Origin of the sequence: Stenotrophomonas sp. STM01 (assembly GCF_014852135.1) — a bacterium.
In the GTDB taxonomy this organism is placed as follows: Bacteria; Pseudomonadota; Gammaproteobacteria; order Xanthomonadales; family Xanthomonadaceae; genus Stenotrophomonas; species Stenotrophomonas capsici.
Map to the genome: position 1 here is coordinate 671,276 of NZ_JACVBA010000001.1, position 16,244 is coordinate 687,519.

15 protein-coding genes are annotated in these 16,244 nt (G+C 69.0%); 13 read left to right on the plus strand and 2 right to left on the minus strand.

Translation table 11 applies throughout. From position 1 onward, the window contains the following. The first annotated feature begins 16 nt into the window (after nucleotides 1–16). The 13 genes from IB227_RS03040 to IB227_RS03100 all read left to right on the plus strand — a co-directional run bounded on the left by IB227_RS03040 (nucleotide 17) and on the right by IB227_RS03100 (nucleotide 14,555). Nucleotides 17–949 carry a type II secretion system F family protein gene (locus IB227_RS03040; RefSeq protein ID WP_192286259.1) on the plus strand — a complete coding sequence of 311 codons (933 nt, stop codon included), beginning with the start codon at nucleotides 17–19 and terminating at the stop codon, nucleotides 947–949. Between the two features lie 89 nt (nucleotides 950–1,038). After that, nucleotides 1,039–1,809: a tetratricopeptide repeat protein gene (locus IB227_RS03045; RefSeq protein WP_192286260.1), complete on the plus strand. Its 771-nt coding sequence runs from the start codon at nucleotides 1,039–1,041 to the stop codon at nucleotides 1,807–1,809. Next, nucleotides 1,806–2,195, plus strand: a complete 390-nt coding sequence (locus tag IB227_RS03050) for a DUF3613 domain-containing protein (RefSeq protein WP_192286261.1) — start codon at nucleotides 1,806–1,808, stop codon at nucleotides 2,193–2,195. Before IB227_RS03045 ends, IB227_RS03050 begins: the two co-directional genes overlap by 4 nt. An 8-nt stretch (nucleotides 2,196–2,203) precedes the next feature. After that, nucleotides 2,204–4,336, plus strand: a complete 2,133-nt coding sequence (locus IB227_RS03055; protein WP_192286262.1) for a TadG family pilus assembly protein — start codon at nucleotides 2,204–2,206, stop codon at nucleotides 4,334–4,336. Between the two features lie 133 nt (nucleotides 4,337–4,469). Then, nucleotides 4,470–5,201: a DUF2968 domain-containing protein gene (locus tag IB227_RS03060; RefSeq protein ID WP_132864444.1), complete on the plus strand. Its 732-nt coding sequence runs from the start codon at nucleotides 4,470–4,472 to the stop codon at nucleotides 5,199–5,201. A gap of 120 nt (nucleotides 5,202–5,321) precedes the next feature. Continuing rightward, nucleotides 5,322–6,179 carry a thioredoxin gene (trxA, locus tag IB227_RS03065; protein ID WP_192286263.1) on the plus strand — a complete coding sequence of 286 codons (858 nt, stop codon included), beginning with the start codon at nucleotides 5,322–5,324 and terminating at the stop codon, nucleotides 6,177–6,179. A 224-nt stretch (nucleotides 6,180–6,403) separates the two neighbouring features. Then, nucleotides 6,404–8,002, plus strand: coding sequence for a FecR domain-containing protein (locus tag IB227_RS03070; protein WP_225591576.1), 1,599 nt, complete (start codon nucleotides 6,404–6,406; stop codon nucleotides 8,000–8,002). Then, a complete protein-coding gene (locus tag IB227_RS03075; protein WP_192286264.1) occupies nucleotides 7,999–9,627 on the plus strand; it encodes a CHASE2 domain-containing protein in 1,629 nt (542 codons plus the stop codon). Before IB227_RS03070 ends, IB227_RS03075 begins: the two co-directional genes overlap by 4 nt. A 66-nt stretch (nucleotides 9,628–9,693) precedes the next feature. Continuing rightward, on the plus strand, nucleotides 9,694–10,155 hold the full coding sequence (locus IB227_RS03080; protein ID WP_132864447.1) for a DUF4442 domain-containing protein: 462 nt from the start codon (nucleotides 9,694–9,696) through the stop codon (nucleotides 10,153–10,155). A gap of 102 nt (nucleotides 10,156–10,257) precedes the next feature. Beyond that, nucleotides 10,258–10,935 carry a DUF502 domain-containing protein gene (locus IB227_RS03085; RefSeq protein ID WP_132864448.1) on the plus strand — a complete coding sequence of 226 codons (678 nt, stop codon included), beginning with the start codon at nucleotides 10,258–10,260 and terminating at the stop codon, nucleotides 10,933–10,935. A 230-nt stretch (nucleotides 10,936–11,165) separates the two neighbouring features. Continuing rightward, nucleotides 11,166–13,073 (plus strand): DUF885 family protein, encoded by a 1,908-nt coding sequence (locus IB227_RS03090; protein ID WP_192286265.1) that lies wholly within the window; start codon nucleotides 11,166–11,168, stop codon nucleotides 13,071–13,073. 31 nt (nucleotides 13,074–13,104) lie between these two features. Continuing rightward, nucleotides 13,105–14,166 carry a serine hydrolase domain-containing protein gene (locus IB227_RS03095; RefSeq protein ID WP_192287255.1) on the plus strand — a complete coding sequence of 354 codons (1,062 nt, stop codon included), beginning with the start codon at nucleotides 13,105–13,107 and terminating at the stop codon, nucleotides 14,164–14,166. Continuing rightward, entirely contained in the window at nucleotides 14,163–14,555 is a 393-nt protein-coding gene (locus IB227_RS03100) for a VOC family protein (RefSeq protein WP_192286266.1), read from the plus strand. Before IB227_RS03095 ends, IB227_RS03100 begins: the two co-directional genes overlap by 4 nt. A gap of 76 nt (nucleotides 14,556–14,631) precedes the next feature. Here the strand turns inward: IB227_RS03100 and IB227_RS03105 are convergent, their stop codons facing one another. Together IB227_RS03105 and IB227_RS03110 are read right to left on the minus strand one after the other, a co-directional pair. Next, nucleotides 14,632–15,972, minus strand: coding sequence for a virulence factor family protein (locus IB227_RS03105; RefSeq protein WP_192286267.1), 1,341 nt, complete (start codon nucleotides 15,970–15,972; stop codon nucleotides 14,632–14,634). Between the two features lie 60 nt (nucleotides 15,973–16,032). Continuing rightward, nucleotides 16,033–16,215: an oxidoreductase-like domain-containing protein gene (locus tag IB227_RS03110; protein ID WP_192286268.1), complete on the minus strand. Its 183-nt coding sequence runs from the start codon at nucleotides 16,213–16,215 to the stop codon at nucleotides 16,033–16,035. Nucleotides 16,216–16,244 lie beyond the last annotated feature (29 nt).

The following is a 16,244-nucleotide window of genomic DNA, read 5'->3' on the forward strand; positions in this document are numbered from 1 at the left end:
CGCATCGGAGCCGGCCATGAACACCCTGTTGTTCTTCGCCATGATCCTGGTCGTGCTGGCCCTGCTGCTGGCCGCGGGCGGCCTGCTGTACCACGGCCGCCGCAGCCAGCGCGCCACCGCCGCGTTGCAGACCGCGCTGGACCACAACCACCACGTCGCCGACGAGGCGGCACCGAAACAGGGCTGGTGGCGGCAGCGCCTGGCCGACCTGTCGGCCATCGGCCAGCAATTCGAGGGCAGCCGCATCCAGAAGGCGTTGCTGGCGCCGGAGGACAAGCTGCTGCTCGAGCAGGTCGGCTGGAACCACACCACCGGCACGGCCAGCTTCCTGGCGCTGCGCCTGCTGCTGGCGCTGCTGCTGCCGGTGCTGGGCCTGCTGCTGGTGCGCCCGCAGGGTTCGCAGGCCTTCATCGTGCTGCTGGTCGGCTTCGCGCTGGGCATCCTGCTGCCCAAGCTGGTCCTGCGCAGCTGGGCCGGACGCCTGCGCCGCAAGGTCGATGAGGAGTTGCCGCTATTGATCGACCTGCTGCGCCTGCTGCAGGGCGTGGGCTTCAGCATCGACCAGAGCCTGCAGATGATCGGCGACAAGCTGCACATCGCCGTGCCGGTACTGGGCAAGGAACTGCAGGCCGCCAACCTCAGCTACACGCGTGGCCGCAGCCGCGCGCAATCGCTGCGCCGCCTGTCCGAATCGTTCGACAACGACGACCTGCGCAGCCTGATGCAGATGGTGCTGCAGGTGCACCAGCATGGCGGTGCCGTGCAGGAACCCCTCAAGCAGTTCGGCATGCGCCTGCGCGAGCAGCGAAGGATGAAGATGAAGGAAAAGGTGGGCAAGCTCTCGGTCAAGATGACCGTCGTGATGATGGCGACCCTGCTGCCGGCGCTGATGCTGGTGCTGGCGGGGCCGGCCATCATTTCCCTGGCCAGCGCGATGCGGGGGCTGTGATGCACGGTCCCCGCCCCTTGCTCGCGTTGCTGGTCCCCCTGTTGCTCGTCGGCTGTGGCGGGAAGCAGGCCGCCTACAGGCAGCCCCCGGTGGAACCGGCACTGGTGGAGTCACCGCAGGACGATCGCGGCATGTACCTGGACCTGATCCGCAAGATGCAGGCACAGGGCGCCCACTTCGCTTCGCTCGCGCACATCGACGCCTTCCGCGCCAGCTTCGGCGACAGCCCGGAACTGCGCATCCTGCAAGCCGACGCCCTGCGCGAAACCGGCGACGCCGCCGCGGCCGAACCGATCTACCGCAGCCTGACCAAGGGACCACAGGCCGCCCCGGCATGGCACGGCCTCGGGCTGATCGCGGCCAACCAGCATGACGCCGGCAACGCCAACCTGGCGTTCGCCAACGCCGTGCGCACGGATCCCTTGAACGCGACCTACCTGGGCGACCAGGGCTTTGCGTTGCTGCAGTCCGGCGATTTCGCCCAGGCACGTGCACCCTTGGCCAAGGCCGCCGAGCTGGCCCCGGGCAATCCGCGCGCCATCTCCAACCTGGCGCTGTGGGCGCTGCTGTCCGGCCAGCCCGGCACCGCACAGGACATGATGCAGCGCGCGAACCTGCCCGAAGCCACGCGCCTGGAGATCTACCGCCTGTCGCAATCACTGCGCCGCGCACCGGTGGCCGATGCCACCCCGCCGATGCGCCCGGAACCCGCCAGCGAGGCGCCTGCCCCGCGTGGCGCCGCCACCGCGCTGGTCGCACAACCGCAACCGACCGGCGCCGTGCTGCGGCCGCAACCGCCCGGTTCGATGCTGGACCGCTTCAGCCCGACCACCGCCAAGCCGCAGGAGATCACGCAATGAGCCGGTTCCTCGTCACCTCCGCGTTGCTGGCCGCCGTGCTGTGCGCGCCGCTGCCGGTCCAGGCGCAACACGCCCCGCTGATCGAACGCATGGCCGACACCCCTTCCGCGCCGGCGAGCGCGCCACCGGCCGGCGAGGCCAGCCCGCCCATCGCCACGGCCGCACCCTACGACAACGCGCCGGCCCCGCGCGCGCAGATCGGCGATGCCACCCGTGCACTGCTGCGCCTGCAGGCCGATGGCGGCAGCGCCGGCAAGCCGCTGCCGATGCTCGGGGAAGCCGCCAGCCGCAGCTACCAGCGCTATCTCACCAGCTTCGATCACCCGATCCCGGAATACTTCGAAACCACCGTGCCGAATTCCTCCAATGGCGGTAACAGCCGCTGAGGTGTTCCATGAAACGCCTGCCCGCGCGCCCCCGCCGGTCCCGGACCGGCACCCCGCCCTCGCCGCCGCGCGGCGGTGCGGCCGTGATGATGATGCTGCTGTTGCTGGGGCTGGTCGTCATCCTCGGCCTGGTCGAGGTCGGCTACCTGTACTGGGTCAAGCGTGACGTGCAGAAAACCGCCGACCTGGCCGCGCTGGCCGGCGCGCAGCGCCTTGAGCAATGCACCACCGACTACACCGACAACCTCGCCGCGCGCCGCAACGCCGTGACCGACAATGGCTTCGGCGGCACGCTTGACGTGCGCTGCGGCTATTGGGGCGCCGAACTGCCGGCCGATGCGCGCTTCGTGGTGGTCACGCCGGAACGCCCGCTCAACGCCGTGCGGGTGACCGCGTCGCGGCAGGCGATCCCGTTCTTCCACCAGCTGGCGTCCATGCCGCAGATCAACGCCACCGCCGTGGCCTGGCATACCCCGCCGCAAGCGGCGTTCACCGTGGGGTCGCGCCTGCTCAACGTCAACAGCAACGCACCGCTGCAGGGCCTGCTGCGGCTGGTCGGCATCGACCTCAACCAGACCCAGATCGCCAGCTACCAGGGGCTGGCCAACGTCAAGATCACCCCGCGCGGACTGCTGCAGGCGCTGGGCGTGGACGTGGCCGCGGACATCAATGCCGGGGAACTGGAAAGCCTGCTGGCCGCCAACAAGGTCAGCGTCGGCCAACTGCTCGACATCATGGCCAACCTCGCCAACCAACAGGGCGTGCTGGGCGTCAGCGTCAATGCACTGAAGCAGGAACTGGCACGCGTCGGCCTGCGCGACGTGCTCGTGCAACTCGGCTCCGACGCCGCCAGCAACGGCCTGTTCGCGCGCATCACCGGCGGCAGCGCCGCCAGCAGCGGCGCGCTGGACGTGGACCTGAGCGCGCTGGACCTGATCGGCACCAGTATCTCCATCGCCAACGCCAACCATGCCGTCGCGATCCCGCAGTTGAACCTGCTGGGCCTGGTCGAGGCCAAGGCCAGCATCGTCGAGCCGGCCTCGATCGGCATCGGCCCGGTCGGCACCACCGCCTACAACAGCCAGGTGCGCCTGTTCCTGGACATCGACTCGCAGCGCATCCCGGCGCTGGGCGCGGTGCTGGGCTGGCTGGGCACGCGCATCAAGCTGCCCACCTACATCGACGTGATCGACGGCTTCGGCCGGCTCAGCGCGATCGACTGCAACGCACAGCCGGCCACCGCCACCGTCGACGTCACCAGCGCGGTGGCCAATGTCTGCGTCGGCAAGGCGACCACGCCGTGGGACTCCACGCGCGAACTGTGCCGCACCGGCCTGGGCAACGAGGACATGGTCAGCCTGTTCGGCAAGACCGTGCTCAACCATCGCATCACGCTCGAAGCGCTGTCCGCGCGGCAGTCCCTGACCCTCAGCGCCGGGCAGACCGGCACCGTGGCACCCAATCCCCTGGCCGTGGGCGACCTGGTCTCGCGGCTGGTCGATGCGCTGCTCGGCACCGTGCAGGCCTTGTTCAGTCCCTCCGGCACCAGCTCGGACGCCGCGCAGGACATCGCCCGCCAGTACCTGGAAGCCTCCAAGAAGGATGGTTTCTACCAGCCCGAGGCCGTCGTCGCGCTGCTGCGCGACGGCAATGCCAACCTGCCCGCGCTGGGCAACTGGAACACCCAGATCCCGACCTGCGACTACTGGCTGCTCGGCTGCACGCCGAAGAAGGTCGAGGGCAACGTGTGGACGGGGTTCCTCTACGAAACCAACGTCAGCGACCCGAGCATCATCGGCGGCCTGCTCGACGTGCTCGGCATCACCTCGTGCAAGGGCCTGCTGGCCGGATTGCTGGCCTACAACAGCTGCGTGCAGAACGCGCTGGCCAAGTACCTGCAGACCAAGCCCGGCGGCCTCAGCGGGACCGGCAGCTACAACCCGGCCACCGGCAATGGCAGCTGCAGCAGCGTGCTGTGCCTGCTGCTCAAGCCGGTCGTCGATGGCGTGCTGCGCCCGTTGTTGAATGCGGTCGGCCAGCTGTTGTCAGCGGTGCTGTCCGATGTGCTCGGCCTGCAGCTGGGCCGCACCGACGTGCACATGCAATCCATCCAGTGCGGTCGCACGCAACTGGTGGAATGAGCGCTTGCGCCACGCCACGGCAGCCGTTGCAGGACGTGCGTTCCGGCGCATTTGGCCGTGCTATGCTCGCCGCCATCCCGTGCGCATTCACAAATGCGACGGCCATCGCAGTTCGGGGGAATTACGAGGAATTATGACAAGCATCGAGACACTGCCTGCCCGGTTGTGCTGGGCGTTGCTGATTGCCAGCTGCCTCGTAGCGGCCCCCCAGGCCATGGCCGGGCGCTGGCAGCGCGGTGAAGCCGAGCCGCCGGCCGCACCCGCCAACAGCGAAGACACCACCGTGGGCAACACCGTCAGCGAGCTGCAGCGGCTGATGGCCAACCACGAGTTGACCGAACTGCGCACCACCTACAACGGCAACTACGGCGCCAGCCTGCTGTTCCATGCCGACTCGTTGAACTACTACGTCGCCCTGTTCCATGAAAAGGAATTCTGGCGCGTGATCCGCACCGAGGCCTCCGACAACGCCGAGTCGCTGTATGTCACCTTCGCCGACCAGACCCGGCAGCTGGCGCAGGTCTACCTGGACACCATCCGCCTGCAGGCCGGCAAGGCCTACAGTGAAAAGCTGGTGACCCTGAACGAACGTCGCCTGCGTGGCCTGCAACAGGAAGCCGAGCAGCAGCGCCAGCAGTCGCTGCAGGTCAGCAACGCCCTGCAGGAGCGCAAGCAGCAGGCCGTGGCGCTGAGCTCGGACCTGCGCGCCACCAACTCCCAGCTCGAAGCGCTGGACAAGCAGATCAAGGCGCTGCAGGCGCAGCAGGTCAACCCCGAGTTGAGCCTGCCGGCCACGCCCAACGTCGCCCCGGCGCAGGCCCAGCAGGCACCGGCACAGGCGCAGGAACTACCGACGCAGCACTGAGCCCCTCACGGCTCGTGGTCTTCCGACAGCCCGCCCCCGGCGGGCTGTCGTGCATCCGGCGGTTGAGAAGCGCCGCCACCGCCACCATGAAGGGGGTTCCTGTCCGCAATGAAACCAGCCATGAGCGATCTTCCCCACGTATTCGAAGCCACCACCGAGACCTTCGAAGCCGACGTCCTGCAGAAGTCGTTGCAGACGCCGGTACTGGTCGATTTCTGGGCGACCTGGTGCGGCCCGTGCAAGTCGCTCGGCCCGATCCTGGAAAAGCTCGCCGGCGAGTACAACGGCGCCTTCGAGCTGGCCAAGGTCGACGTGGACAAGGAACAGCAGATTGCCGCGGCCTTCCAGATCCGCTCGGTGCCGACCGTGTTCCTGATCAAGGACGGCCAGATCGTCGACGGCTTCCCCGGTGCCATGCCGGAGGGCCAGCTGCGTGAGTTCCTGACCCAGCATGGCGTGATGCCGGCCGAGGCCAGCACCGACGCCGAGCCGGAAGCGCTGCCACTGGATCCGCAGGCCGAAGTGGCCGCACTGCGCCAGGCCATCGTCGCCGAGCCGGACAAGGCCGAGCTCAAGCTCGACCTGGCCCTGGCGCTGCTCAAGACCGGTGCCGCCGAGGAAGCCGGCCAGCTGCTCGACGCCCTGCCCGCCAACCTGTCCACCGACGACCGTGCCGTGCGTGCCCGCGCCCGCCTGGATTTCGGCAACGCGCTCAGGGATGCACCCGCCGCGGCCACGCTGGCCCAGCGCGTGCAGGCCGACGGCAATGACCTGGAAGCCCGCTACCAGCTCGGCGTGCATCACCTGCTCGGCGGCGAGGATGAAGCCGCGCTGGAGCAGTTCATCGAAATGCTGCGCATCGACCGCGGCTTCCGCGACAGCCTGCCGAAGAAGACCCTGATCGACGCCTTCCGCGTGATCGAGGACGAGGATCTGGTGGGCCGTTATCGCCGCAGGATGTCCTCGCTGCTGTTCTGAAGCCAGCCAAGGTTCAGGATCGTGAAATGGAAACTGGTGGACAATGTGATGGCGATCAAGTCCTGATCGCCTCGCGGCACTCACCGCGATAACAGGGGGAGAGGGGGAGCACGGCATCATTACCGGGCACCGCTTCCCCTTTGCCCAGGATTCCAGCGTCCGTGACACGTGTTCAACAGCGTCTGTCGTGCCTCCGCTTCATGCTGCCCCGGCTTGCCCTGGCCATGACCCTGTTCCTGCCCTGCCTCGCCGCGGCGGCACAGGACTGGACCTACCGCGTGCGTCCCGGCGATACGCTGTGGGACCTGGGCGGGCGCTACCTCAAGCCCAGCATCAGCTGGCACCAGTTGCAGGCACACAATACGGTCGGTGACCCGTACCAGCTGCCACCGGGCCGTGTCCTCAGGTTCCCGATTGCCTGGCTGCGCGTGGAGCCGGCGCCGGCACGCGTCCTGGCGGTGCGGGGTGAGGTCCAGGTCAGTGGCCCGTCCAGCACCCATCGCACGGTGAGCACGGGCATGCAACTGCCGATCGGCAGCCAGATCAGCACCGGTGCCGATGCCAGCGTGACGCTGGCCTTTGCCGATGATTCGCACCTGTTGCTGCGCGAGAACTCGCAGCTGCTGCTGGACCAGCTCAGCACCTACGGGGCCACCGGCATGGTGGATACCCGCCTGCGCCTTCAGCGTGGCCGCAGCAGCAACCGCGTGACCCCGGCGCGCGGGCCGGCCTCGCGCTACATCATCACCGCCCCCACCGCGACCAGCAGCGTGCGCGGCACGGTGTTCCGGGTCAGTGCCGGTGGCGGGCAGTCCGTGGCCAGCACCGAGGTGGTCGAAGGCCGCGTGCAGGTGGACAACCGCGGTGGCCGGCAGATGGTCGACCCGGGCCACGCCACCCTGAGCCGCAGCGCGGAACTCGCCCCCAGCCCGAGCCAGGCGCTGCTGCCGGCGCCGGCCTTCGACGAAGCACGGACCCGCATCGCGGCGCTGCCGCTGCTCGCCGGCTGGCAGCCGGTGGCTGGCGCGGCGGGCTATCGCGTGGAAGTGGTGCGCGCCGATGCCCCTGACGTGCTGCTGTTCGCCCGTGACCTGGCCGACACCCGGGTGGTGATCGACGCCCTGCCGGCGGGCGCATTGCGCCTGCTGGTCCGGGCCGTCGATGCCGATGGCGTCGAGGGCCTGGACGGCAACCGCGACTTCCTGCTCCCCGATGGCCCCGAGCCGCCGCTGACACTGTCGCCGCAGCACGGGCAGACACTGCACCAGCTGCGCCCGCGGTTCGAATGGGCGCAGGTGGCGCAGGCCGATGGCAGCGTGGTCCAGGTCGCCAGCGAGCCCCTGTTCCTGCAACCATTGGTGGAACAGTCGACCCGGAGCACCCATCTGCGCACCGCCGATTCCCTGCCCGCCGGTGACTATTTCTGGCGCGTCGCCTCCGTCGATGCCCAAGGCACGCGTGGCCGCTTCGGCCAGGCGCTGCCGCTGTCGCTCAGTGACGCGCCGGTCGATCCGCAACTGCAACCGGCGCCGGAAGGTCGCCTGCTCACCCTGCGCTGGCAGGCCGCCGCCGAAGCCAGCCGCTACCGCGTGCAGGTGAGCCGCAACGCCGACTTCGAACGCCTGCTGCTCGATGCCGAGGTGGACGCACCCGAGGCCTCGCTCAAGCGACCGCTGCGCGGCGGCACCCTGTACGTCCGCGTGCAGACCATCGCCGGGGACGGCTATGCCGGTCCGTTCTCGGCCCCGCAGCAGGTCAAGCTGCCCTGCCCGCTCTGCTATGGCGCCGGCGCGGGTGCCCTGCTGTTGCTGCTGGCTTTATGAGGCCATTGCGGCTGCCGTGGCACCAACGCCTGCTGCTCGCCGTCACGCTCGGCGCGCTGACCGGCCTTTCCTGCCACTTCCGCCTGTTCTGGCAGCCGGACGAAAGCATCTACGACAACCTCGTCGGCCAATGGGACTACCCCGCCGACCCGCGCCTGGCCATCGTCGCCATCGATGACCGCAGCCTGCAGCAGCTCGGCCAATGGCCGTGGCCGCGCAGCACCCATGCACAGTTGATCGACCGCCTGCAGGACGCGGGCGTCCGGCGCATTGCACTGGACCTGATGTTCCCCGAACCCGACCGCAAGGACAGCCGCCAGGATGCGCAGCTGGCCGCAGCGATCGCGCACAGCGGCAACGTGATCCTGCCGGTGCTGGCCTCGGCCGGCAGCGACGAGGCGGTGCCGGAGGAACTGCTGCCGGTGCCGCAGATCGCCAGCGTTGCCGCGGCGCTGGCGCATACCGACATCGAGATCGACGGCGACGGCGTGGCCCGCGGCATCTACCTCAAGGCCGGCATGGACTCCCCGCACTGGCCGGCGCTCGGCGTCGCGCTGGCCGGGAGCCCACCGCCGTTGCCGGGCCTGCGTGGCCCGGCGAACGGGGAGGCCAGCCCGTACCAATGGCGGCGCGACAACTACGTCCGCGTGCACTACGCCGGCCCGCCGGGCAGCTTCCCGCAGGTGTCCTACATCGACGTGCTCGAAGGACGCGTCCCCGCCAGCCTGCTGCATGACCGCCTGGTCATCGTCGGCATGACCGCCAGCGGCATGGCGCCGCGCCTGCTCACCCCGACCTCGCGCGAGGCATGGATGAGCGGCAGCGAGTACCAGGCCAACGTTGCCTCCATGCTGCTCACCGACCGGGCGATCGTGCCGCTGTCACCACTGCAGCAGATGCTGGCCAGCGTGGCATTGGTGCTGCTCACGACCCTGGCCGTCACCGCGCCCACCTCACGGCGCTGGCTGATCGCCTGCCTGCTGCTGCCGTTGCCGCTGCTGTCCAGCCTCGTGCTGCTGCGCGGCTTCCACGTCTGGTACGCGCCGGTCTGCGCGCTCAGCGCCGGCCTCGTGCTGCTGCTGGCCTGGGGGCTGTGGCAGGCACGCTACTGGCGCCGCCAGGCCAACCACGACCCGCTCACCGGCCTGGCCAACCGCATGCGCTTCGAGGGCATCCTGCGCCTGGAGACCGATGCCGCACGCCGCAGTGGCAAGCCGCTGACGCTGATGCTGATCGACGTGGACCACTTCAAGGCCTACAACGACACCCACGGCCACCACCTGGGCGACCAGATGCTGCGCCAGGTTGCCCAGGCCATCGGCGACATCGCCCGGCGTCCACGCGACGTGGCTGCCCGTTTCGGTGGCGACGAGTTCGCCCTGATCCTCCCCGACACCCCGCAGGAAGGCGCGCTCGCGCTGGTGCAGCAACTGATCACCACGGTGCGGCACATGTCGCTGCCGATCGGCAAGGGCAGGACCGCCCACACCAGCGTCACGGTCGGCATCTACAGCGTGGTGCCCGGCATCCACGACACCGCCTCGGCGCTGTACCAGGCTGCCGACGCCGCCCTGTACACGGCCAAGGAAGCCGGTCGCGACGGCTACCACGCCGCCACGCCGTGACCACGGCGCCGGCACCATACGCCGGCGAATGCTAGACTCCAGGCCCCTGCCCGCCGCTGTTCCGCGATGAAAGCCAGCCTGTTCCGCCATGGCATCAACCTGTGGCCGCCGTTCCTGTTCGCCGGCATCCACGTCACCGCCATCAGCGCCGACTACCGCCATGTGCGGGTCGAGCTGCGCCAGCGGCCGTGGAACGTCAACTACGTGCGCACCCATTTCGGTGGCAGCCTGTTCGCCATGACCGACCCGTTCTGGATGCTGTGCCTGCTGCAGAACCTGGGCGGCCGCTACTTCGTGTGGGACAAGAGCGGCAGCATCGACTTCATCAAGCCGGGCCGCGGCGTGGTCTGGACCGAGTTCCGCCTGGACGATGCCACCCTGGACGAGGTGCGCGCGGCCACCGCGGACGGCGGCAAGTACCTGCACTGGTTCGAGAACGACCTCCTCGATGAACAGGGCGAGGTGGTCGCGCGCGTACGCAAGCAGGTCTACGTGCGACTCAAGCCCGAGGCACGCGCCACGGCGTGAACCGCCGGCACCTGCCTGCCTCAACACAGCGTTCCCCGGCTGCGGTGGTTTCGCCGGACACCAACGGCATCGGTACCCCATGCGTACCGCTACAATTCGCCGATGTCGCCCGAAGTCCCCGCCCCCGCCTCCCGTCCCTCCCTGCAACGTCTGTTCCTGACCGGCCTGCTCACGCTGTTGCCGATCTGGTTGACCTGGGTGGTCGTCAAGTTCGTTTTCGTCCTGCTTTCGGGCATCAGCAGCCCGCTGGTCATCCCGCTGTCCGAGCGCATCGCCGCCTCGTTCCCGCACTACCTTGGCTGGGTCAAGGCGGTCTGGATGCAGGACATCATCGCCCTGCTGGCGACGATGCTGGTGATCCTGGCGGTGGGCCTGCTCAGCCGGCGCGTTGTCGGCCAACAGCTGCTGCGCTGGTTCGGTGCGGTGATCCGCCGCATTCCGTTGGCCAGCGTCATCTACGACAGCGCCAAGAAGCTGCTGGATATCCTGCAGACCCAGCCGGGCAGCACCCAGCGCGTGGTGTTGATCGACTTCCCGCACCGTGACATGAAGTCGGTGGGCCTGGTGACGCGCGTGATCCGCGAGCACGGCACCGGCCGCGAGCTGGCGGCCGTCTACGTGCCAACCACGCCCAACCCGACCTCCGGCTACCTGGAAATCGTGCCGGTGGAATTGCTGACCCCTACCGACTGGACCGTCGACCAGGCGATGAGCTTCATCATCTCCGGTGGCGCGGTGGCGCCGGAGACCGTTCCGTTCACCCGCGCCGGCGAACGTTGAGCGCGGCGCAGCCACGTCTCCTCACCGGCGTGGCAATCACCCCAGCACGACGCTGGCGTCGCGGTGCCTGCCCGGATGATCCCCGCAGCGCCCTGCACTGCCGCATCGGCTGCATTTAACGGCTTCATAACCGGCTGCATCACGACGTCCCGCATTCAAGCGCCACGCGGCTGGTCGTGGCCGTCGTTATCGGGCAATCTCCCGGACTTGTGTGTTTTTCGGAATACCCGATGTCCTCCAGCCCGCTGCGCCTCCTGGCGCTTGCCATTGCCTCGATCATGACCCTGTCCGCTGCGGCACCGGCCGAAGCGGCCAGGAAAAGGAGCCAGCGTCCCGCTGCCACGCAGAGCCGTGGCGCGACCAAGGCCAAGCCGCGTACGGCCCCCGCCCGTCCCGCACCGCGTCGTGCCACGCCCGCACCGCTGCCGATCCGCCAGGACAAGGCCACCCAGCTCAACCGCATCTACGATGAATACTGGGATGCCTCGATGCGGCTCAATCCGCTGCAGGCCACGTTCCAGGGCGATGCGCGCTTCAACGACCAGCTGCCCAACTTCCTGTCGGCCGCTTCGCGCCAGCAATCCCACGAGTTCATGGTCGAATGGCTGGGCAAGGTCGAGAAGCTCGGCGCCGAAGGCCTGCAGGGCCAGGACCTGCTCAGCTACGAAATCTTCGTGCGCGATGCGCAGGTGTCGCTGGCCGGTGAGCAGTACCCGACCTGGATGCTGCCGATCAACCAGTACTACAACCTCTCCAGCATCATCGCCGTGCTCGGCTCCGGTGCCGGCGCGCAGCCATTCAACACGGTCAAGGACTACGAGAACTGGTCCAAGCGCTCGCTGGGCATCCAGCCGTTGTTCGACCAGGCCATCGTCAACATGCGCGAGGGCAAGGCCGCCGGCGTGGTGCAGCCCCGCGCGTTGATGGAGAAGGTGCTGCCGCAGCTGGACGCGGTGATCAAACCCACTGCCGAGGAGAGCATCTTCTGGGGGCCGATCCGCAACATGCCCGACAGCTTCCCGGCCGAGGACAAGGCGCGCCTGAGCGCCGAGTACAAGCGCATGATCGAGTACCGCATCATGCCGGCCTACCGCGCACTGCGCGGCTTCATCGCCACCGAGTACATGCCGGCCACGCGCACCACCGACGGCATGGGCGGCCTGCCCAACGGCCAGGCCTGGTACGCATACAACGTCTCCAGCTCCACCACGCCGGCGCGCACGCCGGCCGAGATTCATTCGCTGGGGCTGAAGGAAGTGCAGGACCTGCAGGCGCGCATCGCCACCCAGATGAAGGAGGCCAGGATCCGCGGCTCGGTGCAGAAGGTCTTCAACAACATGCGCAGCGACCGGCAGTTCATGTTCCGCGACCCGGATGCGCTGCTGGCGCGTTACCGCGAGGTCGGCCAACGCGTGGATGCCGCATTGCCGGCGCTGTTCAACCAGCGCCCCAAGGCCGCGCTGGAGATCAAGCCGGTGGAGGCCGAACGCGCGCTCACCGCCAGCGCCGCCAGCTACCAGCCGGGCAGCGGCGACGGCCAGCAACCGGGCGTGCTCTACGTCAACACCAACGACCTGCCCTCGCGCAAACGCTGGTCGGTGACCATGCAGTACCTGCACGAAGGCATGCCGGGCCACCACTTCCAGCTGGGCGCCCAGCAGGAGCTGGCCGGCCTGCCGCGCTTCCGCCGGCATGGCGGCGACGTGGCCTTCGTCGAAGGCTGGGGCCTGTACGCCGAGTCGCTGGGCGAGGAGATGGGCCTGTACAACGACCCCTACGATCACCTCGGTTACCTGCAGACCACCTTGCTGCGCACCGTACGCCTGGTCGCCGACACCGGCCTGAACGCCGCCGGCTGGACCCGCCAGCAGGCCGTCACCTACATGGTCGACAACGCCGACATCTCCGCGGCCGATGCCGCCGCGGAAGTGGAGCGTTTCATGGCCCTGCCGGGGCAGACGCTGGCCTACCGGGTCGGCGAGATCAAGATCCGGCTGCTGCGCGAGAAGGCGCAGTCCGAGCTCGGGCAGCGTTTCGACCCGCGCGAGTTCCACCAGGAGATCCTCAAGGACGGCTCGATGCCACTGGATATCCTCGAAGCCAAGATCGATCGCTGGATCGCCAGCAAGAAAGCCTGATTCCCACCAAGGAGCCGCCATGACCCGCTGGATGTACCGACTCGCCCCGCTGTGCCTGTCCGCATTGTCCAGCCTGGCCATGGCCGCCCCGCCGGTGACGCCGCCGGACCCGGGCATCGACGCGCTGCTGCAACGCTACGACGGGCAGGTTCCCGGTGCCGCGGTGCTGGTGCTGAAGGACGGGCAGCCGGTGTTCCGGCGCGGCTACGGCCTGGCAGTGGTCGAGGACGGTACGCCGGTTTCGCCGGCCAGCAACTTCCGCCTGGCCTCGGTCAGCAAGCAGTTCACCGCCGCGGCGATCCTGCTGCTGGCCGAGGACGGCGCGCTCACCCTGGACGACCCGGTGACGAAGTGGCTGCCCAGCCTGCCGGCGGTCGCCGACACGATCACCCTGCGCCACCTGCTCATCCACGCCAGCGGGCTGATCGACTACGAAGACCTGATGGACCCGGCCGACACCCGCCAGGTGCATGACGTCGACGTGCTGCACCTGCTGGAAAAGGAAAACCGCACCTACTTCGCGCCCGGCAACGGCTACCGCTACAGCAACGGCGGCTATGCGCTGCTGGCGCTGGTGGTGGGCAAGGCCTCGGGCAGCGACTTCGCCAGCTTCCTGCGCCAACGCATCTTCCTGCCGCTGGGCATGACCCACACCCTTGCCCACCAGGACGGCGTCGACGACGTGCCCAACCGTGCCTACGGCTACAGCGAGATCGACGGCCGCTGGGAACGTACCGACCAGAGCACCACCAGCGCGGTGCTCGGCGACGGCGGCATCTATTCGTCCATCGACGACCTGGCCAAGTGGGATGCCGCGCTCTACGACGAGCGCCTGTTGCGCCGCAGCTCGCTGCAGCAGGCCTTCAGCCCGGCCAACAGGACCGACGAACCGGACGTGCCGTACTACGGCTTCGGCTGGCGCATCAACGGCCAGGCGCTGTGGCACAGCGGCGAGAGCATCGGCTTCCGCAACGTCATCGTGCGCTACCCCGCGCAGAAGCTGACGGTGATCATGCTCACCAACCGCAACGCACCGGAGCCCTACGCCATGGCCATCGACATCGCCCGCCGCTGGCTGGATGCCGCGCGATGACGCTGCTGGCCGGTATCCACCACGTCGCGGTCATCGCCTCGGACTACGCACGCTCGCGCGACTTCTACACGCGCATCCTGGGCCTGCAGGTGATCGCCGAGAACCACCGCCCGCAACGGGATTCCTGGAAGCTGGACCTGCGCCTACCCGACGGCAGCCAGCTGGAGCTGTTCTCCTTCCCCGACCCGCCGGCGCGCCCCAGCCGCCCCGAAGCCCGCGGCCTGCGCCACCTGGCGTTCCGTGTGGATGCCCTGGATGCGGTGGTCGCCCACCTGCAGTCCGAAGGCGTGGCCTGCGAGCCGATCCGCGTGGACGAATACACCGGCCGCCGTTTCACCTTTTTCGCCGACCCGGACGAGCTGCCGCTGGAGTTGTACGAAACCGCGTAAGCGCGGCCAGGACATCGGCTTCGCGCCTGAAGGCGCTGCTACCGTAGGAGCGGCCTTGGCCGCGAAGCCGAAAGCGTCACCGCCCGTCCTGCAACCGCTGCAGGATCACCTTCGCCAACGTGGCGTAGTCCCCTTCGAAATGGTGATCGCCCGGCAGCTTGACCACCTGCGCGGTGCCGGCCGGCAGCTTGGGGCACAACGCATCGTCGTCGTCCTCTCCGTATACGCACAGGGTACGGGCCGCCGGCAGCCTGCGCAGTTCCGGCGCGATCGGCAGGCCGTCGTCATCGCCGCTTCCGATCCAGTTGCTGACATGGAACTCGTAGTCGGCACGCGCGCCCACCGACAGCAACGCCGTCATCCGCACCGCCTGCGCGGCATCGCCCGGCAGCCGGTTGATGGCCGCCGGCAGCACGTCCGCGCCCTGCGAGAAACCGATCAGCACCACGCGCGGGCGCTGCCACTGCGCCGCGTAATGGCGCACGATGCGGCCCAGGTCCGTCGCGAAACCGGCCGGGGTGCGCTCACTCCAGAAGTAGCGCAGCGAATCCACGCCCACGACCGGGATGTCGGCGGCGGCCAGCGCACCGGCCACCTCCTTGTCCAATCCGGCCCAGCCGCCGTCCCCGGAAACGAAGATGGCGAAGGTATCGCCGCGCCCGCTGGCCGGCACTTCGACCAGCGGTAGCCCGTCCAGATCCTGCGGCACCGGCGGCAGGCTCACCCCGTGTTGCGCGCCCAGCACCTTGGCGGCGGCACGTTCGCCCGGCAGCGCGCTACCCTTGCCGCTGCGCCGGAAGCCACGCGCCAGTGGCACCTGCTTGAGGAAAACATCCTGCGCCTGCGCGCTGCAGCCCGGCCCGGCACCATCGGCCGCCAGCCAAGGGAAACGCAGCGGCTGTGGCTGCAGTGCCTGCCCGTGGATGGCGTCACCGCAGGTCATCGTGGCATTGCGCAGCTGCGGGCAGAAGCCGTCGGTCAACAGGCCCGCGAACACCTGCGGCTCGGCCTGGGTGGCCACCGCGTAAGCCAACGCCGCACCGTCGCCATCGCCGCCCAGGACCGGCAGGCGGTAGGTCGGCACATGCAGGTAGGCCTGCACGTAGCGCGAGAAATTCTCGACGTCGCCGGCCGAGAAGCCGCAGCTGCCGCCCTCCCTGGCCAGCACCTGGTAGAGGTGGGCGGTGTCGATGTCCACCACCATCGCGCCGTCGGCACGCAACGCCTGCAGGCGTGCCTGCCGCCCCACCGGGTCACCCTGGCCGGCGAACCACAGCACCACGCGCTGTGGCGCACCCTCCGGCAGGTACACCGGCACCTGCTCGAACCGGCCATGACTGACACGCTCCAACGCCGACGCCGGCAACGCACACAACGCCAGCGCAAGGGCTGCCACACCCATCCGTGCACGCACCATCAATGTTCACTCCCCATGGGACCGCGACAGACTACGCCTGTCCGCGTCGGAAACCTGTGCCTATTCGGTGGCGTCCGGGTGCCGCTGCTTCCAGGCCTCCAGCCGCTGCCGGTACTGGGCCAGCTCGTCGGCATACAGGTCCAGCACGCACAGCGGGCAGCCACTGCCGCAGCATTCATTGGGGCCGGGGGCTTCGGGCGGCAGCGGCCGCGGATCGGGGTCGGGAAGTACGTCGGGGCTCATCACATCGGCCGCCAGCGGCGGCGATCAAA